Annotated in this window: 13 protein-coding genes; 8 read left to right on the top strand and 5 right to left on the bottom strand. The window is 68.3% G+C overall.

Going from position 1 to position 14,221, the window contains the following annotated elements:
- On the bottom strand, positions 1 to 1,968 hold the full coding sequence (mnmC, locus tag KF707C_RS21605) for a bifunctional tRNA (5-methylaminomethyl-2-thiouridine)(34)-methyltransferase MnmD/FAD-dependent 5-carboxymethylaminomethyl-2-thiouridine(34) oxidoreductase MnmC (RefSeq protein ID WP_003450342.1): 1,968 nt from the start codon (positions 1,966 to 1,968) through the stop codon (positions 1 to 3).
- Positions 1,969 to 2,121: 153 nt separating this feature from the next.
- On the opposite strand from mnmC, the gene pap reads away from it, so the two are divergent.
- Together pap and KF707C_RS21595 are read left to right on the top strand one after the other, a co-directional pair.
- Positions 2,122 to 3,609, top strand: coding sequence for a polyphosphate:AMP phosphotransferase (gene pap / locus KF707C_RS21600; RefSeq protein ID WP_003450344.1), 1,488 nt, complete (start codon positions 2,122 to 2,124; stop codon positions 3,607 to 3,609).
- A gap of 102 nt (positions 3,610 to 3,711) precedes the next feature.
- The gene (locus KF707C_RS21595) at positions 3,712 to 4,896 is read left to right on the top strand and encodes a thiolase family protein (RefSeq protein ID WP_003450345.1); all 1,185 of its coding nucleotides are present in this window, start codon (positions 3,712 to 3,714) and stop codon (positions 4,894 to 4,896) included.
- Positions 4,897 to 4,953: 57 nt separating this feature from the next.
- Here KF707C_RS21595 and KF707C_RS21590 read toward each other — a convergent pair whose 3' ends face one another.
- Complete coding sequence (locus KF707C_RS21590; RefSeq protein WP_036992309.1) at positions 4,954 to 5,163, bottom strand: DUF6316 family protein; 210 nt, start codon at positions 5,161 to 5,163, stop codon at positions 4,954 to 4,956.
- Positions 5,164 to 5,383: 220 nt separating this feature from the next.
- Between KF707C_RS21590 and KF707C_RS21585 the strand changes: the two genes are divergently transcribed.
- Positions 5,384 to 6,352: a DMT family transporter gene (locus KF707C_RS21585; protein WP_003450347.1), complete on the top strand. Its 969-nt coding sequence runs from the start codon at positions 5,384 to 5,386 to the stop codon at positions 6,350 to 6,352.
- Between the two features lie 140 nt (positions 6,353 to 6,492).
- Here the strand turns inward: KF707C_RS21585 and KF707C_RS21580 are convergent, their stop codons facing one another.
- The 3 genes from KF707C_RS21580 to KF707C_RS21570 form a co-directional block, all read right to left on the bottom strand.
- Entirely contained in the window at positions 6,493 to 7,113 is a 621-nt protein-coding gene (locus tag KF707C_RS21580) for an NAD(P)H-dependent oxidoreductase (protein WP_003450348.1), read from the bottom strand.
- Complete coding sequence (locus tag KF707C_RS21575; protein ID WP_003450349.1) at positions 7,106 to 8,500, bottom strand: class II fumarate hydratase; 1,395 nt, start codon at positions 8,498 to 8,500, stop codon at positions 7,106 to 7,108. The genes KF707C_RS21580 and KF707C_RS21575 overlap by 8 nt, the downstream gene beginning before the upstream one ends.
- Positions 8,501 to 8,572: 72 nt before the next feature.
- A complete protein-coding gene (locus KF707C_RS21570; protein WP_003450350.1) occupies positions 8,573 to 9,583 on the bottom strand; it encodes a DUF2804 domain-containing protein in 1,011 nt (336 codons plus the stop codon).
- Positions 9,584 to 9,860: 277 nt separating this feature from the next.
- Between KF707C_RS21570 and KF707C_RS21565 the strand changes: the two genes are divergently transcribed.
- The 5 genes from KF707C_RS21565 (at position 9,861) to KF707C_RS21545 (ending at position 14,192) form a co-directional block, all read left to right on the top strand.
- The gene (locus KF707C_RS21565) at positions 9,861 to 10,370 is read left to right on the top strand and encodes a DUF2059 domain-containing protein (RefSeq protein WP_003450351.1); all 510 of its coding nucleotides are present in this window, start codon (positions 9,861 to 9,863) and stop codon (positions 10,368 to 10,370) included.
- Positions 10,371 to 10,382: 12 nt separating this feature from the next.
- Positions 10,383 to 10,688 carry a BolA family protein gene (locus KF707C_RS21560; RefSeq protein WP_003450352.1) on the top strand — a complete coding sequence of 102 codons (306 nt, stop codon included), beginning with the start codon at positions 10,383 to 10,385 and terminating at the stop codon, positions 10,686 to 10,688.
- A gap of 153 nt (positions 10,689 to 10,841) precedes the next feature.
- On the top strand, positions 10,842 to 11,777 hold the full coding sequence (trhO, locus tag KF707C_RS21555) for an oxygen-dependent tRNA uridine(34) hydroxylase TrhO (protein ID WP_003450353.1): 936 nt from the start codon (positions 10,842 to 10,844) through the stop codon (positions 11,775 to 11,777).
- A gap of 29 nt (positions 11,778 to 11,806) precedes the next feature.
- Positions 11,807 to 12,418, top strand: a complete 612-nt coding sequence (locus KF707C_RS21550; RefSeq protein ID WP_036992327.1) for a DsbA family protein — start codon at positions 11,807 to 11,809, stop codon at positions 12,416 to 12,418.
- A complete protein-coding gene (locus KF707C_RS21545; RefSeq protein WP_003450356.1) occupies positions 12,411 to 14,192 on the top strand; it encodes an ABC transporter ATP-binding protein in 1,782 nt (593 codons plus the stop codon). The genes KF707C_RS21550 and KF707C_RS21545 overlap by 8 nt, the downstream gene beginning before the upstream one ends.
- Positions 14,193 to 14,221: the final 29 nt, after the last annotated feature.

Below are 14,221 nucleotides of genomic sequence, written 5' to 3'. Positions count from 1 at the left end.
TCAGCCCTTCTGCCCGCGAATCAGCCGGCGCAGGGCGAATCGGTTGGGGTGGCAGGCCTCGGCCACGCTACGCGGCACCGGCAAGGGTTCGTCATCCAGCCAGGCGGCCAAGAGCTCGCCGGCGAGCGGCGCGGTGATCAGCCCCCGGGAGCCGTGGGCGCTGTTCAGGTACAGCCCTTCATGCCAGGGCGCGGGAACGTCCGGCACCTGGCGGGCGTCCCGGGCCAGCACGGCGTAGGCCTCGGCGAAGGCGTCCGCGTCCGCCAGGGGGCCGACGATGGGCAGGTAGTCCGGCGTCGTGCAGCGAAAGGCGGCGCGGCCTTCGAGTGTGGCCGGGTCCAGGTTCTCGGCATCCAGGCGGCGTACAAGATCGGGTGATATCTCTTCAAGTAGCCGAAGGTTACCGGCATGTTCGGCGACGCTTGGTTCGAGGTCCGTGGCGTGGAAATCGAAGCTGGCACCGAGGGTGTGTTCGCCCTCGCGGGGCGGTGCCACATAGCCTTCGGCACAGACCACGGTGGCGAGCCGGGCGCTGTCGGCGGTGGCCGGCAGGCGGCTGATCTGGCCGCGAATGCGCTTGAGGGCCAGGCCGGCGGCCTGGGGGAAGCGGGTGACCTCGGCGGCGCCCGCGAGCACCACCACCGGGGCCTCGGCGATGAGGTCGTTTCCGGCCAGGGCCTGCCACTGGCCATGCTCACGGCGAAGTTCCAGGGCTTCGCGGTGGGTGACCAGGCGGATGCGGGGATGCGCGACGAGTGCGCGGCACAGCGCCGGCGGGTGGACCCAGCCGGCCTCCGGGTAGAACAGGCCGCCGGCGGGCAGTTCGACACCGGCCAGGGCCTCGGCCTCGGCGCGGTCCAGCGGACGCAGCAGGTCGCTCGGGAAGGCATCGGCGAGCTTCGCCTGGCGCTGGGCTTCCTTGTCGTCGAAGGCCAGCTGCAGCACGCCGCAGGGCTGCCAGTCGCTGCCGGGCCGCAGCCGTTGCAACAGCCGCCGGGTATGGCCGAAACCGCTGAGGATGAGCCGTGACAGGGGCGTGCCATGGGCGGACAGCTTGAGGTAGAGCACGCCCTGGGGATTGCCCGAGGCTTCCCGGGCGGGGGCGTCGTGGCGTTCCAGCAGGGTCACCTGCCAGCCACGGGCGGCGAGGCTCGCGGCGCTGGCGCAACCGGCGAGGCCGGCGCCGATGACCAGGGCCTCGCGGCGTGCCGGTACGAAATCGGGGCGGGCGAACCAGGGTTTGCCGTCAGTGCGGGCGGGGCCCTCGTAGCGCCCCTGGCTCATCTCCCACTTCTTGCCGAATCCCGGGGTGCGCCGGATGGCGAAGCCGGCGTCCTTAAGGGCCCGGCGCACGAAACCGGCGGCCGTGAAGGTGGCCAGGGTGGTGCCCGGATGGGACAGCCGCGCCAGTTCGGCGAAGAGCGCCGGAGACCACATCTCCGGGTTCTTCGCCGGCGCGAAGCCGTCGAGGAACCAGGCGTCGATGGGGGCATCCAGTTCCGGCAGGCAGTCCAGGGCATCGCCGATCAGCAGGGTCAGGGTGACGCGGCCGTCGGCCAGGTTGAAGCGCTGGAAGCCGGGGTGGACGGCGAGGTACTGGTCCAGCAACGGGTCGGCCTGGGGCGCCAGCTCCGGCCAGAGGGCGAGGGCGCGCCGCAGGTCGTCGCGGGTGAGGGGGAATTTTTCCACGCTGACGAAGTGCAGGCGGGCGTCCTGCGGCGCTTCGCGCTCGAACAGCTGCCAGGTGCAGAGGAAGTTCAGGCCGGTGCCGAAGCCGGTTTCACCCAGGGTGAAGCGTCCGCCCGCCGGCAGCGCGGCGAAGCGCCGTGGCAGGTCGTTGCCGGCGAGGAAGACATGGCGGGTTTCCTCGATGCCCGAGGCGGGGGAGAAGTAGACATCGTCGAACTCGCGGGACAGCGGCTGGCCCTGGTCGTCCCAGTCGAGTCGGGCGTGATGGAAGTCGGACATGGGGTGTTCCGTGACGGCGAAGCGCGAATAGTAGCCGATCGACAGGGCGCTTCGGAGAGCCCGGGAGGGGTGTCCGTCACGGCTTTCGTGGAAGCGCTGGGCGGCGGCACGAGGCTTCCGCTACCTTTTCTCCATCACGCCAAGGAGGTCCCCATGTTCGAATCCGCCGAGATCGGCCACTCCATCGACAAGGAAACTTATGAAAAGGCCGTTCTGGAGCTGCGCGAGGCCTTGCTGGAGGCCCAGTTCGAGCTCAGCCAGCAGGCCCGCTTCCCGGTGCTCATCCTGATCAACGGCATCGAGGGCGCCGGCAAGGGCGAAACGGTGAAGCTGCTCAACGAGTGGATGGACCCGCGCCTGATCAATGTGGAGAGCTTCCTCCGTCCCACCGACGAGGAGCTGTCACGGCCGCCGCAGTGGCGCTTCTGGCGCAAGCTGCCGCCCAAGGGGCGCATCGGCATCTTTTTCGGCAACTGGTACAGCCAGATGCTCCACGCGCGGGTCGAGGGGGACATCAAGGACGCCCGCCTCGACCAGGCCATCCACGACACCGAGAACTTCGAGCGGATGCTCTGCGACGAAGGGGCGCTGATCTTCAAGTTCTGGTTCCACCTGTCCAAGAAGCAGTTGAAGGAGCGGCTCAAGACCCTGGAGAAGGATCCCCAGCGGAGCTGGCAGCTGAACCCCCTGGACTGGAAGCAGAGCGAGGTCTACGACCGCTTCGTGCGCTTCGGCGAGCGGGTCCTGCGGCGCACCAGCCGCGATTACGCGCCCTGGTACGTGATCGAGGGTTACGACGAGAACTACCGCAGCCTGAGTGTCGGCCGCATCATCCTGGAGGGCCTGCAGGCCGCCCTCAAGCGCAAGGACCGCGCCCAGCCGCACCCTCACGCCGCACCGCTGGTGGCCAGCCTGGACAACCGCAGCCTGCTGGCCAGCCTGGACCTCGGGCTCAAGCTGGACAAGGACGACTACAAGGAGCAACTGGCCACCGAACAGGCCCGGCTCAATGGCCTGATGCGCGACAAGCGCATGCGCGGCCATGCCCTGATGGCGGTGTTCGAAGGCAATGACGCGGCGGGCAAGGGCGGGGCCATCCGCCGCGTCACCGGCGCCCTGGACCCGCGCCAGTACCGCACCGTCCCCATCGCCGCGCCCACCGAAGAGGAGCGCGCCCAGCCCTACCTGTGGCGTTTCTGGCGCCATGTTCCGGCTCGGGGGCAGTTCACCATCTTCGACCGCTCCTGGTACGGCCGGGTGCTGGTGGAGCGGGTCGAGGGCTTCTGTTCCCAGGCCGACTGGCTGCGCGCCTACGGCGAGATCAACGACTTCGAGGAGCAGTTGCACAACTACGGCATCGTGCTGGTGAAGTTCTGGCTGTCCATCGACCGGGAAACCCAGATGGCGCGCTTCAAGGAGCGTGAGGAGATCCCCTTCAAGCGCTACAAGATCACCGAGGATGACTGGCGCAACCGCGACAAATGGGACCACTACGTCGACGCGGTGGGCGACATGGTGGACCGCACCAGCACCGAGATCGCGCCCTGGACCCTGGTGGAGGCGAACGACAAGCGCTACGCCCGCGTCAAGGTGCTGCGTACCCTTAACCAGGCGCTGGAGGCGGCCTTCGCCAAGGACTGAGACCGGATGCCCCCGCATACGCGAGGTGAATGATCGTGGTGGGGCTTCATGGGGCGACCCTATGCTCGCGCCATTCCCATCCCGACAAGAACGAGGTGCGTCATGCGTGAAGTGGTGATAGTCGACAGCGTCCGGACCGGCCTGGCCAAGTCCTTCCGTGGCAAGTTCAACATGACCCGGCCCGATGACATGGCCGCCCACTGCGTTAACGCGCTGCTGGCGCGCAACGACCTCGATCCCGCCCTGGTGGACGACTGCGTGGTGGGGGCCGGTTCCAACGAGGGCGCCCAGGGCCACAACATCGGCCGCAACGTGGCGGTGCTGTCCGGCCTCGGGATCGGCGTTGCCGGCATGACCCTGAACCGCTACTGCTCCTCCGGCCTGCAGGCCATCGCCATCGCCGCCAACCAGATCGCCTCCGGCTGCAGCGATGTAATGGTGGCCGGCGGCGTCGAGTCCATCACCCTGACCCTGAAGAGCATCAACCAGGACAACTTCGTCAACCCGCGCCTGAAGCTGGAGCACGCCGGCATCTACTACCCCATGGGGCAGACCGCCGAGATCGTCGCCCGGCGCTACAACGTCAGCCGCGAGGCCCAGGACCTCTATGCGCTGCAGAGCCAGCAGCGCACCGCCCGCGCCCAGGCCGAGGGCCTGTTCGACGATGAAATCGTGCCGATGAGCGTGAAGTACCTCGTCGAGGACAAGGCCAGCGGCGAGAAGCGGGTGCTGGACGGCGTGGTGGATCGCGACGACTGCAACCGCGCCGATACCACCCTGGAAGGCCTGGCGTCGCTGAAGCCGGTGTTCTCCGAGGACGGTTCGGTCACCGCCGGCAACTCCTCGCAGCTGTCCGACGGCGCCTCCATGACCCTGCTGATGAGCCTGGACAAGGCCATCGAGCTGGGCCTCAAGCCCCGCGCCTTCTTCCGTGGCTTCGCCGTGGCCGGTTGCGAGCCCGACGAGATGGGCATCGGCCCGATCTACTCGGTGCCCAAGCTGCTCAAGGCCCGTGGCCTGTCGGTGGACGACATCGACCTGTGGGAGCTGAACGAAGCCTTCGCCTCGCAGTGCCTGTATGCCCGTGACCACCTGGGCATCGACAACGAGAAGTACAACGTCAACGGCGGCTCCATTTCCATCGGCCACCCCTTCGGCATGACCGGTTCGCGCCAGGTGGGTCACCTGGTGCGCGAGCTGCAGCGTCGCGGCAAGCGCTACGGCATCGTCACCATGTGCGTGGGCGGTGGCATGGGCGCCACAGGGCTGTTCGAGGCCTATCGCTGAGCCTTCGGCGAAGGGTCAAAAAAACCCGCGCCTGGCGCGGGTTTTTCTTTGTGTGCGTCATCGTCCACTCAGGGCCATCAGCGCACTGGCCTGTTGGATGCGGCGGATATAGAGGGCGATTTCCCGCTCCGCGTCCACCCGTGTGAAGAAGGGACCTTCCAGGGTTCCCTCCCGCGTGGAGAAGAAGTATTGCCCGTTGACGGCGCTGACACGTTCACTGCGGTAGTGGGTGCCTGGCGCCATGTCTACTGCGCGTCGACCGAACATCGGACCACCTCCCAATCCTTATTGGAACTAAGAGTCTAATCGCCTCGGCGGGCCTTGGTCCGGGGCTCGACGGGCGGTGGCGGGGGCGTCGGATCAGACAGGTACAGTTGGGCGCGTGACCGATGGACAACTGTTCCTGTGCCGCCGGCGCGGGCGCTCCTAGAATGACCCGCTTCCTTTCCGTTCGGCCTTCTTGCCGGACGTTCCTGCCGAGGTTTCCATGCACATCACGTCCGGCCGTTGGGTATACGGCCTGCTCCTTGCCCTGGTCACGGCCGTCCTCTGGGGTGTGCTGCCCATCTGGCTGAAGGAGGTCCTGCAGACCATGGACCCCATCACCGTGACCTGGTACCGGCTGGTGGTCGCGGGGGCCCTGCTGTTCGTCTACCTGGGCGCCAGTCGGCGGCTGCCGGCGTTCCGCCCCCTGGGCAAGCGCGGCGGCGGGCTGGTGGCGCTGGCGGTGTTCGGGCTCACCGGCAACTACGTCTGCTACCTCCTGGGCCTGAAGATGCTCAGCCCCGGCACCACCCAGCTGGTGATCCAGGTGGCGCCCATCCTCTTCCTGCTGAGCAGCCTGTTCATCTTCAAGGAGAGCTTCAGCCTGGGGCAGGCCCTGGGGCTGGTGGTCACGGTGCTGGGCTTCGGCCTGTTCTTCAACGAGCGCCTGGAGGAGCTGCTGACGTCCATGAGCCAGTACACCCTCGGCGTGCTGGTGATCCTGTTGTCGGCCTTCGTCTGGACCTTCTATGGACTGGCGCAGAAGCAACTGCTCAGCCAGTGGAGCTCGGCCCAGGTGATGATGGTGATCTACCTCGGCTGCGCCGCCTTGCTGACGCCCTGGGCCCATCCCCTGGAGCTGTTCGCCCTGAGCCCCTTGCAGGGGTGGCTGCTGCTGGCCTGCTGCCTCAACACCCTGGTGGCCTACGGCGCCTTCGCCGAGGCCCTGGCCCACTGGGAAGCGTCCCGGGTCAGCGCCACCCTGGCCATCACCCCGCTGGTGACCTTCGCCAGCGTCGCCCTCTGTGCCAGCCTCTGGCCGGACCATGTGCAGCCGGAGCAGGTCAACTGGATCGCCTACGTCGGCGCGGTGCTGGTGGTGGTGGGTTCGGCCCTCACCGCGCTGGCGCCATCGCTGCTGCGCAGCTGGCGGACGCGGCGCGAGGCGGCGGCACTGGCAGCGGGGGAGTGACAGCCCCTGGGGGCGGTTTCAAGCGCGACGCGCGGGTGTTCCACCCTGGGAGCCGGCTTGCCGGCGAGGGTTAGCGACCTCGCTCCCCCTCTCCGGGCTACCCGCGTGCGGCGGATCGACCTGGCCGCTCCCAACGGCCGCTAACAGCGGGTGCCGAGGGTCTCGGCCTTGCGCAACCAGGTCTGGCGCTGCTCCTCGGAGGAGGGCCGCACCGGGGAGAACTCGGTGAGGCGGCGGGTCTTGATGCCGCAGAAGCCGAGGATGGTGCGCACCATCTGCCGGTGCGCCGGGGCGCCGTAGATCCAGCGGAAGTACCAGCGCGGGGTGTCGAGGGTCACCAGCAGGTCGGCGGTACGGCCGGTCAGCAGCTTGTCCCAGAGCTGGCCCTGGTTGCGGTAGCGGAAGGCGAAGCCGGGCAGGAATACGCGGTCGAAGAAACCCTTGAGCAGCGCCGGCAGGCCGCCCCACCAGACCGGATAGACGAACACCAGGTGTTCGGCCCAGTGGATCTGGCGCTGGGCTTCCAGCAGGTCCGGCTCCAGGGTCTGGCTCTGGTCGTAGCCTTCCCGCAGCACCGGGTCGAACTGCATCTCGCCCAGCTTCAGCAGGCGCACCACGTGGCCTTCGCTGCGGGCGCCCTGGGCGAAGGCGTCGCCCAGGGCGTGGCACAGGCTGCCGGCCTTGGGGGTGCCGAGGATCAGCAGGATGCGCTTGCCGTCCCCTTCCAGCGGGGTGGCGCCGTGTTTCGCCGACTCAGCCATGTTGACCGGCCTCCAGCATGCTCTCCGGGCGGACCCAGGCGTCGAACTGCTCCTCCGTCAGGAAGCCCAGGGTCAGCGCCGCCTGCCGCAGGGTGGTGCCTTCGGCATAGGCCTTCTTGGCGATCTGCGCGGCCTTGTCGTAGCCGATATGGGGGTTGAGGGCGGTCACCAGCATCAGGCCGCGCTCCAGGTGCTCGGCCATGCGCGCGGCGTCCGGCTCCAGGCCGGCCACGCAGTGCTGCTGGAAGTTGCGGCAGCCATCGGCCAGCAGCCGGATCGACTGCAGCAGGTTGTGGACGATCACCGGCTTGAAGACGTTCAGCTGCAGGTGGCCCTGGCTGGCGGCGAAGCCGACGGTGGCGTCGTTGCCCATGACCTGGCACGCCAGCATGGACAGGGCCTCGCACTGGGTCGGGTTGACCTTGCCCGGCATGATGGAGCTGCCCGGCTCGTTGGCCGGCAGGCGCACTTCGGCCAGGCCGCCTCGGGGACCGGAACCCAGCAGGCGCAGGTCGTTGGCGATTTTCATCAGGGCCACGGCGAGGGTCTTGAGGGCGCCGGAGAGGGCGACCAGCGGCTCATGGCCGGCGAGGGCGGCGAACTTGTTCGGCGCCGAGACGAAGTGCAGGCCCGACAGCGCCGCCAGTTCGGCGGCCATGGCGTCGGCGAAGTCATGGGGCGCGTTCAGGCCGGTGCCCACGGCGGTACCGCCCTGGGCCAGTTGCAGCACCGCCGGCAGGGCCGCGCGAATGGCCTTGTCGGCGTAATCCAGCTGGGCGACGAAGGCGGACAGTTCCTGGCCGAAGGTGATGGGCGTGGCGTCCATCAGGTGGGTGCGGCCGGTCTTCACCAGGTGCGCATGGCGGGCCGATTGCTCGGCCAGGCCGCCGGACAGCTCGCCGATGGCGGGCAGCAGGTCCTGTTGCACGGCGCGGGCGATGGCGATGTGCATCGCGGTGGGGAAGCTGTCGTTGGAGCTCTGGGCGAAGTTCACGTGGTCGTTGGGGTGGACCGGGCTCTTGCCGCCGCGCTGGCCGGTGGCCAGTTCGTTGGCACGGCCGGCGATCACCTCGTTGACGTTCATGTTGCTCTGGGTGCCGCTGCCGGTCTGCCAGACCACCAGCGGGAACTGGTCGTCATGGCGGCCGGCCAGCACCTCGTCGGCGGCCTGTTCGATCAGCCGCGCCACGTCCGGCGGCAGGTCGCCATTGTGGCCGTTGACCCGGGCGGCGGCCTTCTTGATCAGCGCCAGGGCGTGCACCACCGCCAGCGGCATGCGTTCGACGCCGATGGCGAAGTTCTCCAGCGAGCGTTGGGTCTGCGCGCCCCAGTAGGCGTCGTCGGCGACCTCGACGGGTCCGAGGCTGTCGGTTTCGGTACGGCTCATGGCTATAGGCTCCGGGAGTTGATTCCGCAGTTTAGGCCCGTTCTCCGGCCCTCGGTTCCACCGCTCGGGCAATTACCAGCGTGCGCGGGTGGAGCCCAGCCAGCCCAGGGCATTGGCCACGGGCACACGTTCGCCATCGGGGCTGCGCAGGAGCCCGTCGAAGCGCCCGAACCACTGGCGGGTGTCGGCGTAGAGCGGACCCAGTCGCGGATGGGCCCTGTGCAACTGGCGCGGGGTGAAGGTCAGATCGACGCGGCGGCATTGGGTGAAGAACCGCCAGGGGGCGAGGGGGTCGCTGGGGGCCTGCTCGATCTGCACCGGGCGATCCAGCTTGGCCAGGCGCCCGCCGAACCAGAGGGCGTTCTCGGTGAGGCCGCTGGTGTCGGTCCAGCCGGCGCCGAAATTACCGGCGATGCCGCCAGGCGCGGCGAAGGCCGCCCGGGTCCAATGGCTGTTGAAGGGCCAGACACCCCGGCCGAAGTCCAGGGCGGCGAAGCTCTGGCCGCTGACACAGGGGTAATGGTGGTCGCCCAGTTGCAGTTCGCCGCTGACCGGCAGGCCCAACTGGCGGCTGCTGGCATGGAAGCAGCCGCCCGGAAGCGGCGCCACCAGGTTGACCGAGTCCAGATGGGCCGGGCGCAGGACGTCGAGGGTGGCCTGCAGCCGCTGGCCGCCCAGGTCGGGCGCTTCGACCCGCAGGCTGAGTCGGCCGGGGTGTTCGTCGATGCGGATCCGCAACCGGGAATGCTCGAAGCCGTGGCTTTCCACCGGGGTGTCCGGCAGGTGGCAGCCCCGGGCGAAGGGGCGCAACTGGGTGTGGGCGACGGCCCGGCCGCTGTCCAGGTCGAGGAAATAGGCCGCGCCGTAGCCCAGGTAGTCGAGGTCGGCCACGGTCAGCGACAGCATCCAGTGGGGGGTGGTGAGGCACCAGTGGTTCCAGCGCTTGCGTCGGCCGAAATGGCCCGGAATGGCGCAGTTCAGCCGGGGACGGCTGGACCAGCCGATGGCGCCGGGGGCGAGCGCCCCCCGTTCGTCGCAGAGGGCGGGGCACTCCGGCGACAGGGTGGAGATGTGGCTATTCATCGGGCACGTCCATGTTTGTGCGAAGTCAGCCAGCCGGCTACGGACTTATTTGAAGATCCTTGAGTTGAGCGTAGGAAACTTCCCACGCCGGTACAGCATTCCAGCGGGCGAAAGCATGGGCAAGTGATGGCACTTTGGCAACGGTCGACGGGGTGCGTCATCGCACATTTTCCCGGATCCGTGGTCGACATTTCCTCAGCTTGAGCCGGATATCGGCTTGAGCGCAGAATGCCCGCTCAGGGGCAGCCCCCTCCCGAAGGCCAGACAAGGATTCCCGATGACCAAGCTTCGCGTTCTCTGCACCGCCGTACTGCTGGCCTGCGCCAGCGGCCAGGTCCTGGCCGACGCCGCCAGCCATGCCGCCGACGCCGAGCGCTTCCTCAAGCTCGCCCGCGCCGACAAGCTCACCGTCCCGGTGTACGCCCAGGTGCAGCAGATGTTCCAGCAGCGCTTCGAGCAGGCCCAGGCGCCCGCCAGCAAGAAGGCCACCCTGGAGTCCTACCAGGCCAAGGCCAACGCCGCCCTGGACAAGGCTGTGGGCTGGGACAAGCTGAAGCCCGAACTGGTGAAGATCTACACCAGCAATTTCACCGAGAGCGAGCTGAAGGACCTGATCGCCTTCTACGAATCCCCCCTGGGCCGCAAGGTGCTGGAAAAGATGCCGACGCTCACCCAGCAATCCGCCCAGCTCACCCAGAGCCGCCTGGAGTCTGCCGTCCCGGAGGTCAACAAGCTGCTCAGCGACATGGGCAACGAGCTGCAACCCCAGGCCAAGAAACAGCAGTAAGCGGAGTCCCCGATGTCCATGCGTGACCGTATCCTGAGCGCCCTGGAAGCCCTCGAACCCCTGCACCTTGAGGTGCTGGACGAGAGCCACATGCACAGCCGCGGCCTGGAAACCCACTACAAGGCGGTGATCGTCAGCCCGGTGTTCGCCGGCCTGAACGCCGTCAAGCGCCACCAGAAGGTCTACGGCACCCTCGGCGACCTCATGGGGCAGTTCCACGCCCTGGCCCTGCATACCTACACCCCCGAGGAGTGGGCGGAGCAGGGACGGGCGCCGGAGTCGCCGACCTGCCAGGGTGGCAGCAAGCGGGATCACTGATGCGGTTTCATCCGCTCGGCGGCTGAGGCAATCTCACGCAGCCAGTCCCCCGCAGCTTTTTGATAGACTTCGCACCGCGCCGGCCCAGCCGGCGCAGTCGTTTCTATCGCCCGGTCCACCCTTTGCGAGGGTGACCACTGGAGGATCTACCGCATGACCCAGATCGTTGTCGCGGCGCTGTACAAGTTCGTCACCCTGAAGGACTACGTCGCGCTGCGCGAACCCCTGCTCAAGACCCTGCTGGACAACGGCGTTCGCGGCACCCTGCTGCTGGCCGAGGAAGGCATCAACGGCACCGTGTCCGGCACCCGCGAGGCCATCGACGCGCTGCTGGCCTGGCTCAAGGTCGACCCGCGCTTCGCGGACCTGGAGCACAAGGAGTCCTACTGCTCCGAGCAGCCCTTCTACCGCACCAAGGTGAAGCTGAAGAAGGAGATCGTCACCCTCGGCGTGCCGGGCGTCGATCCCAACCAGCAGGTGGGCACCTACGTCGCGCCCAAGGACTGGAACGCCCTGATCAGCGACCCCGAGGTGCTGCTGATCGACACCCGCAACGACTACGAAGTGGCCATCGGTACCTTCGAGGGCGCGGTGGACCCGAAGACCCGGTCCTTCCGCGAATTCCCCGAGTACATCAAGGCCCACTACGACCCGGCGGTGCACAAGAAGGTGGCGATGTTCTGCACCGGCGGCATCCGCTGTGAGAAAGCGTCCAGCTACATGCTGAACCAGGGCTTCGAAGAGGTGTTCCACCTGCAGGGCGGCATCCTCAAGTATCTGGAGGAGGTGCCCCGCGAGGAAAGCCTCTGGCGTGGCGACTGTTTCGTCTTCGACAACCGCGTCACCGTGCGCCACGATCTTTCCGAGGGCGATTACGACCAGTGCCACGCCTGCCGCAACCCGATCTCCGTCGAGGATCGCCAGTCCGAGCACTTCGCCCCCGGCATCAGTTGCCCGCACTGCTGGGACAGCCTGAGCGAGAAGACCCGCGCCAGTGCGCGCGAGCGTCAGAAGCAGATCGAGCTGGCCAGGGCCCGCAACCTGCCGCACCCCATCGGCCGCGACCCGCGCCAAGCCCTGGAGAACTGAGCGTGACCCACGCCCGCCTGCTCTACGTGATGGACCCCATGTGTTCCTGGTGCTGGGGGTTCGCCCCGGTGGCCCAGGCCCTCGCCGAGCAGGCCGCGGAGGCCGGCGTGCCCCTGCACCTGGTGGCCGGAGGCCTGCGCGCGGGCCATGGGGCGGCGCTGGACGCCAACACCCGGCGCTACATCCTCGAGCACTGGCAGGCGGTCAGTCTCGCCACCGGGCAACCCTTCCGTTTCGAGGGCGCGCTGCCCGAGGGTTTCGTCTACGACACCGAGCCGGCCTGCCGTGCCCTGGTGGTCGCGCGAACCCTCGCGCCGGAGCTGGCCTGGCCCCTGGTGCGCCTGATCCAGCACGCCTTCTACGCCGAAGGCCGCGATGTGACCCTCGCCTCCACCCTGGTGGCCCTGGCGGAGCAGGCCGGCATTCCCCGCATCGAGTTCGCGCACGCCTTCGATGACGCAGCCAGTCATGAAAGCACCGTCGCCGACTTCACCTGGGTGCAGGACCTCGGCATCGCCGGCTTCCCCACGCTGCTGGCCGAGCGCGAGGGCCAGCTGGCGCTGCTGACCAATGGCTACCAGCCGCTGGAGGAACTGGCACCGCTGCTGGGCCGCTGGCTGGAACGGGGTGCCCATGCCTGATCGCCTGAGCTGGGCGGAGATCCGCCGTCTGGCCCTGCGCCACAAGAAGGCCCTCTGGCTGGCGAACTTCGCCGCCGTCCTCGCCACCCTCTGCAGCGTGCCTATTCCCCTGCTGCTGCCCCTGCTGGTGGACGAAGTCCTGCTGGAGCGGGGCGACGCCGCCCTGCGCGTGATGGACCATCTGCTGCCGCTGGCCTGGGAAAACGCCGTGGGCTACATCGGCCTGATGCTGGTGGTCACCCTGCTGCTGCGGGGCATGGCCCTGGTGTTCAACGTGCTCCAGGCGCGGCTCTTCGCGCGGCTGGCCAAGGACATCGTCTACCGCATCCGCATCCGCCTGATCGAGCGCCTCAAGCGCGTCTCCCTGGGCGAGTACGAGAGCCTGGGCAGCGGCACCGTCACCGCTCACCTGGTGACCGACCTGGACACCCTCGACAAGTTCGTCGGCGAAACCCTCAGCCGCTTCCTGGTGGCGATCCTGACCCTGACCGGCACGGCCGCCATCCTGGTCTGGATGCACTGGAAGCTGGCGCTGCTGATCCTGCTGTTCAACCCGCTGGTGATTTGGTCCACCGTGCAGCTGGGCAAGAAGGTCAAGCACCTGAAGAAGCTGGAGAACGACAGCACCGCGCGCTTCACCCAGGCGCTCACCGAAACCCTGGAGGCGGTCCAGGAGGTGCGCACCAGCAATCGTCAGGGCTTCTTCTTCGGCCGCCTTGGCCAGCGCGCCCAGGAAGTCCGTGACTACGCCGTGGCCTCCCAGTGGAAGAGCGACGCGGCGGGGCGCACCAGTGGCCTGCTGTTCCAGTTCGGCATCGATTTCTTCCGCGCCGCGGCCATGCTCACGGTGCTCTTCTCCGACCTGTCCATCGGCCAGATGCTGGCGGTGTTCAGCTACCTCTGGTTCATGATCGGCCCGGTGGAGCAGTTGCTCGGCCTGCAGTATTCCTACTACGCCGCCGGGGCGGCCCTGGGCCGCATCAACGAGCTCCTGGCCCGCGCCGACGAACCCCAGTACCCCCAGGTCGTGGACCCCTTCAAGGGACGCGAGACGGTGGGCATCGAGGTGTCCGGCCTGCGCTTCGCCTACACGGACGAGCCAGTGCTGGACAGCCTCGACCTGACCATCGCCCCCGGCGAGAAGGTGGCCATCGTCGGCGCCAGCGGCGGCGGCAAGAGCACCCTGGTGCAGCTGTTGCTGGGCCTCTACCAGCCCCAGGCCGGCACCATCCGCTACGGCGGCTGCCGGCTCGAGGAGATCGGCCTGGCCCAGGTGCGCGACAACGTGGCGGTGGTGCTGCAGCATCCGGCGCTGTTCAACGACAGCGTGCGGGCCAACCTCACCATGGGCCGCGAGCGCACCGACGAGGCCTGCTGGCGAGCCCTGGAGATCGCCCAGCTGGCGGAGACCATCCGCAACCTGCCCCAGGGGCTGGACAGCGTGGTGGGGCGGTCCGGCGTGCGCCTGTCCGGTGGTCAGCGACAGCGCCTGGCCATCGCCCGCATGGTGCTGGCCGAGCCCAAGGTGGTGATACTCGACGAAGCCACCTCGGCCTTGGACGCGGCGACCGAGTACGCGCTGCACCAGGCGCTGGGGCGGTTCCTCAACGGCCGCACCACCCTGATCATCGCCCACCGCCTGTCGGCGGTTAAGCAGGCGGACCGGGTGCTGGTGTTCGACGGCGGCCATATCGCCGAGGACGGCGATCATCAGCAGCTCATCGCCGAGGGCGGGCTCTACGCCAAGCTCTACGGGCATCTGCAGCAGGGCTGACGGAGTGCTCGCGGTCGTCTCCTGAAGGA

The organism is Pseudomonas furukawaii (assembly GCF_002355475.1).
Classification (GTDB): domain Bacteria; phylum Pseudomonadota; class Gammaproteobacteria; order Pseudomonadales; family Pseudomonadaceae; genus Metapseudomonas; species Metapseudomonas furukawaii.
Note: the sequence above shows the minus strand (reverse complement) of the source record. Positions and strands in the feature narration are given on the sequence as shown.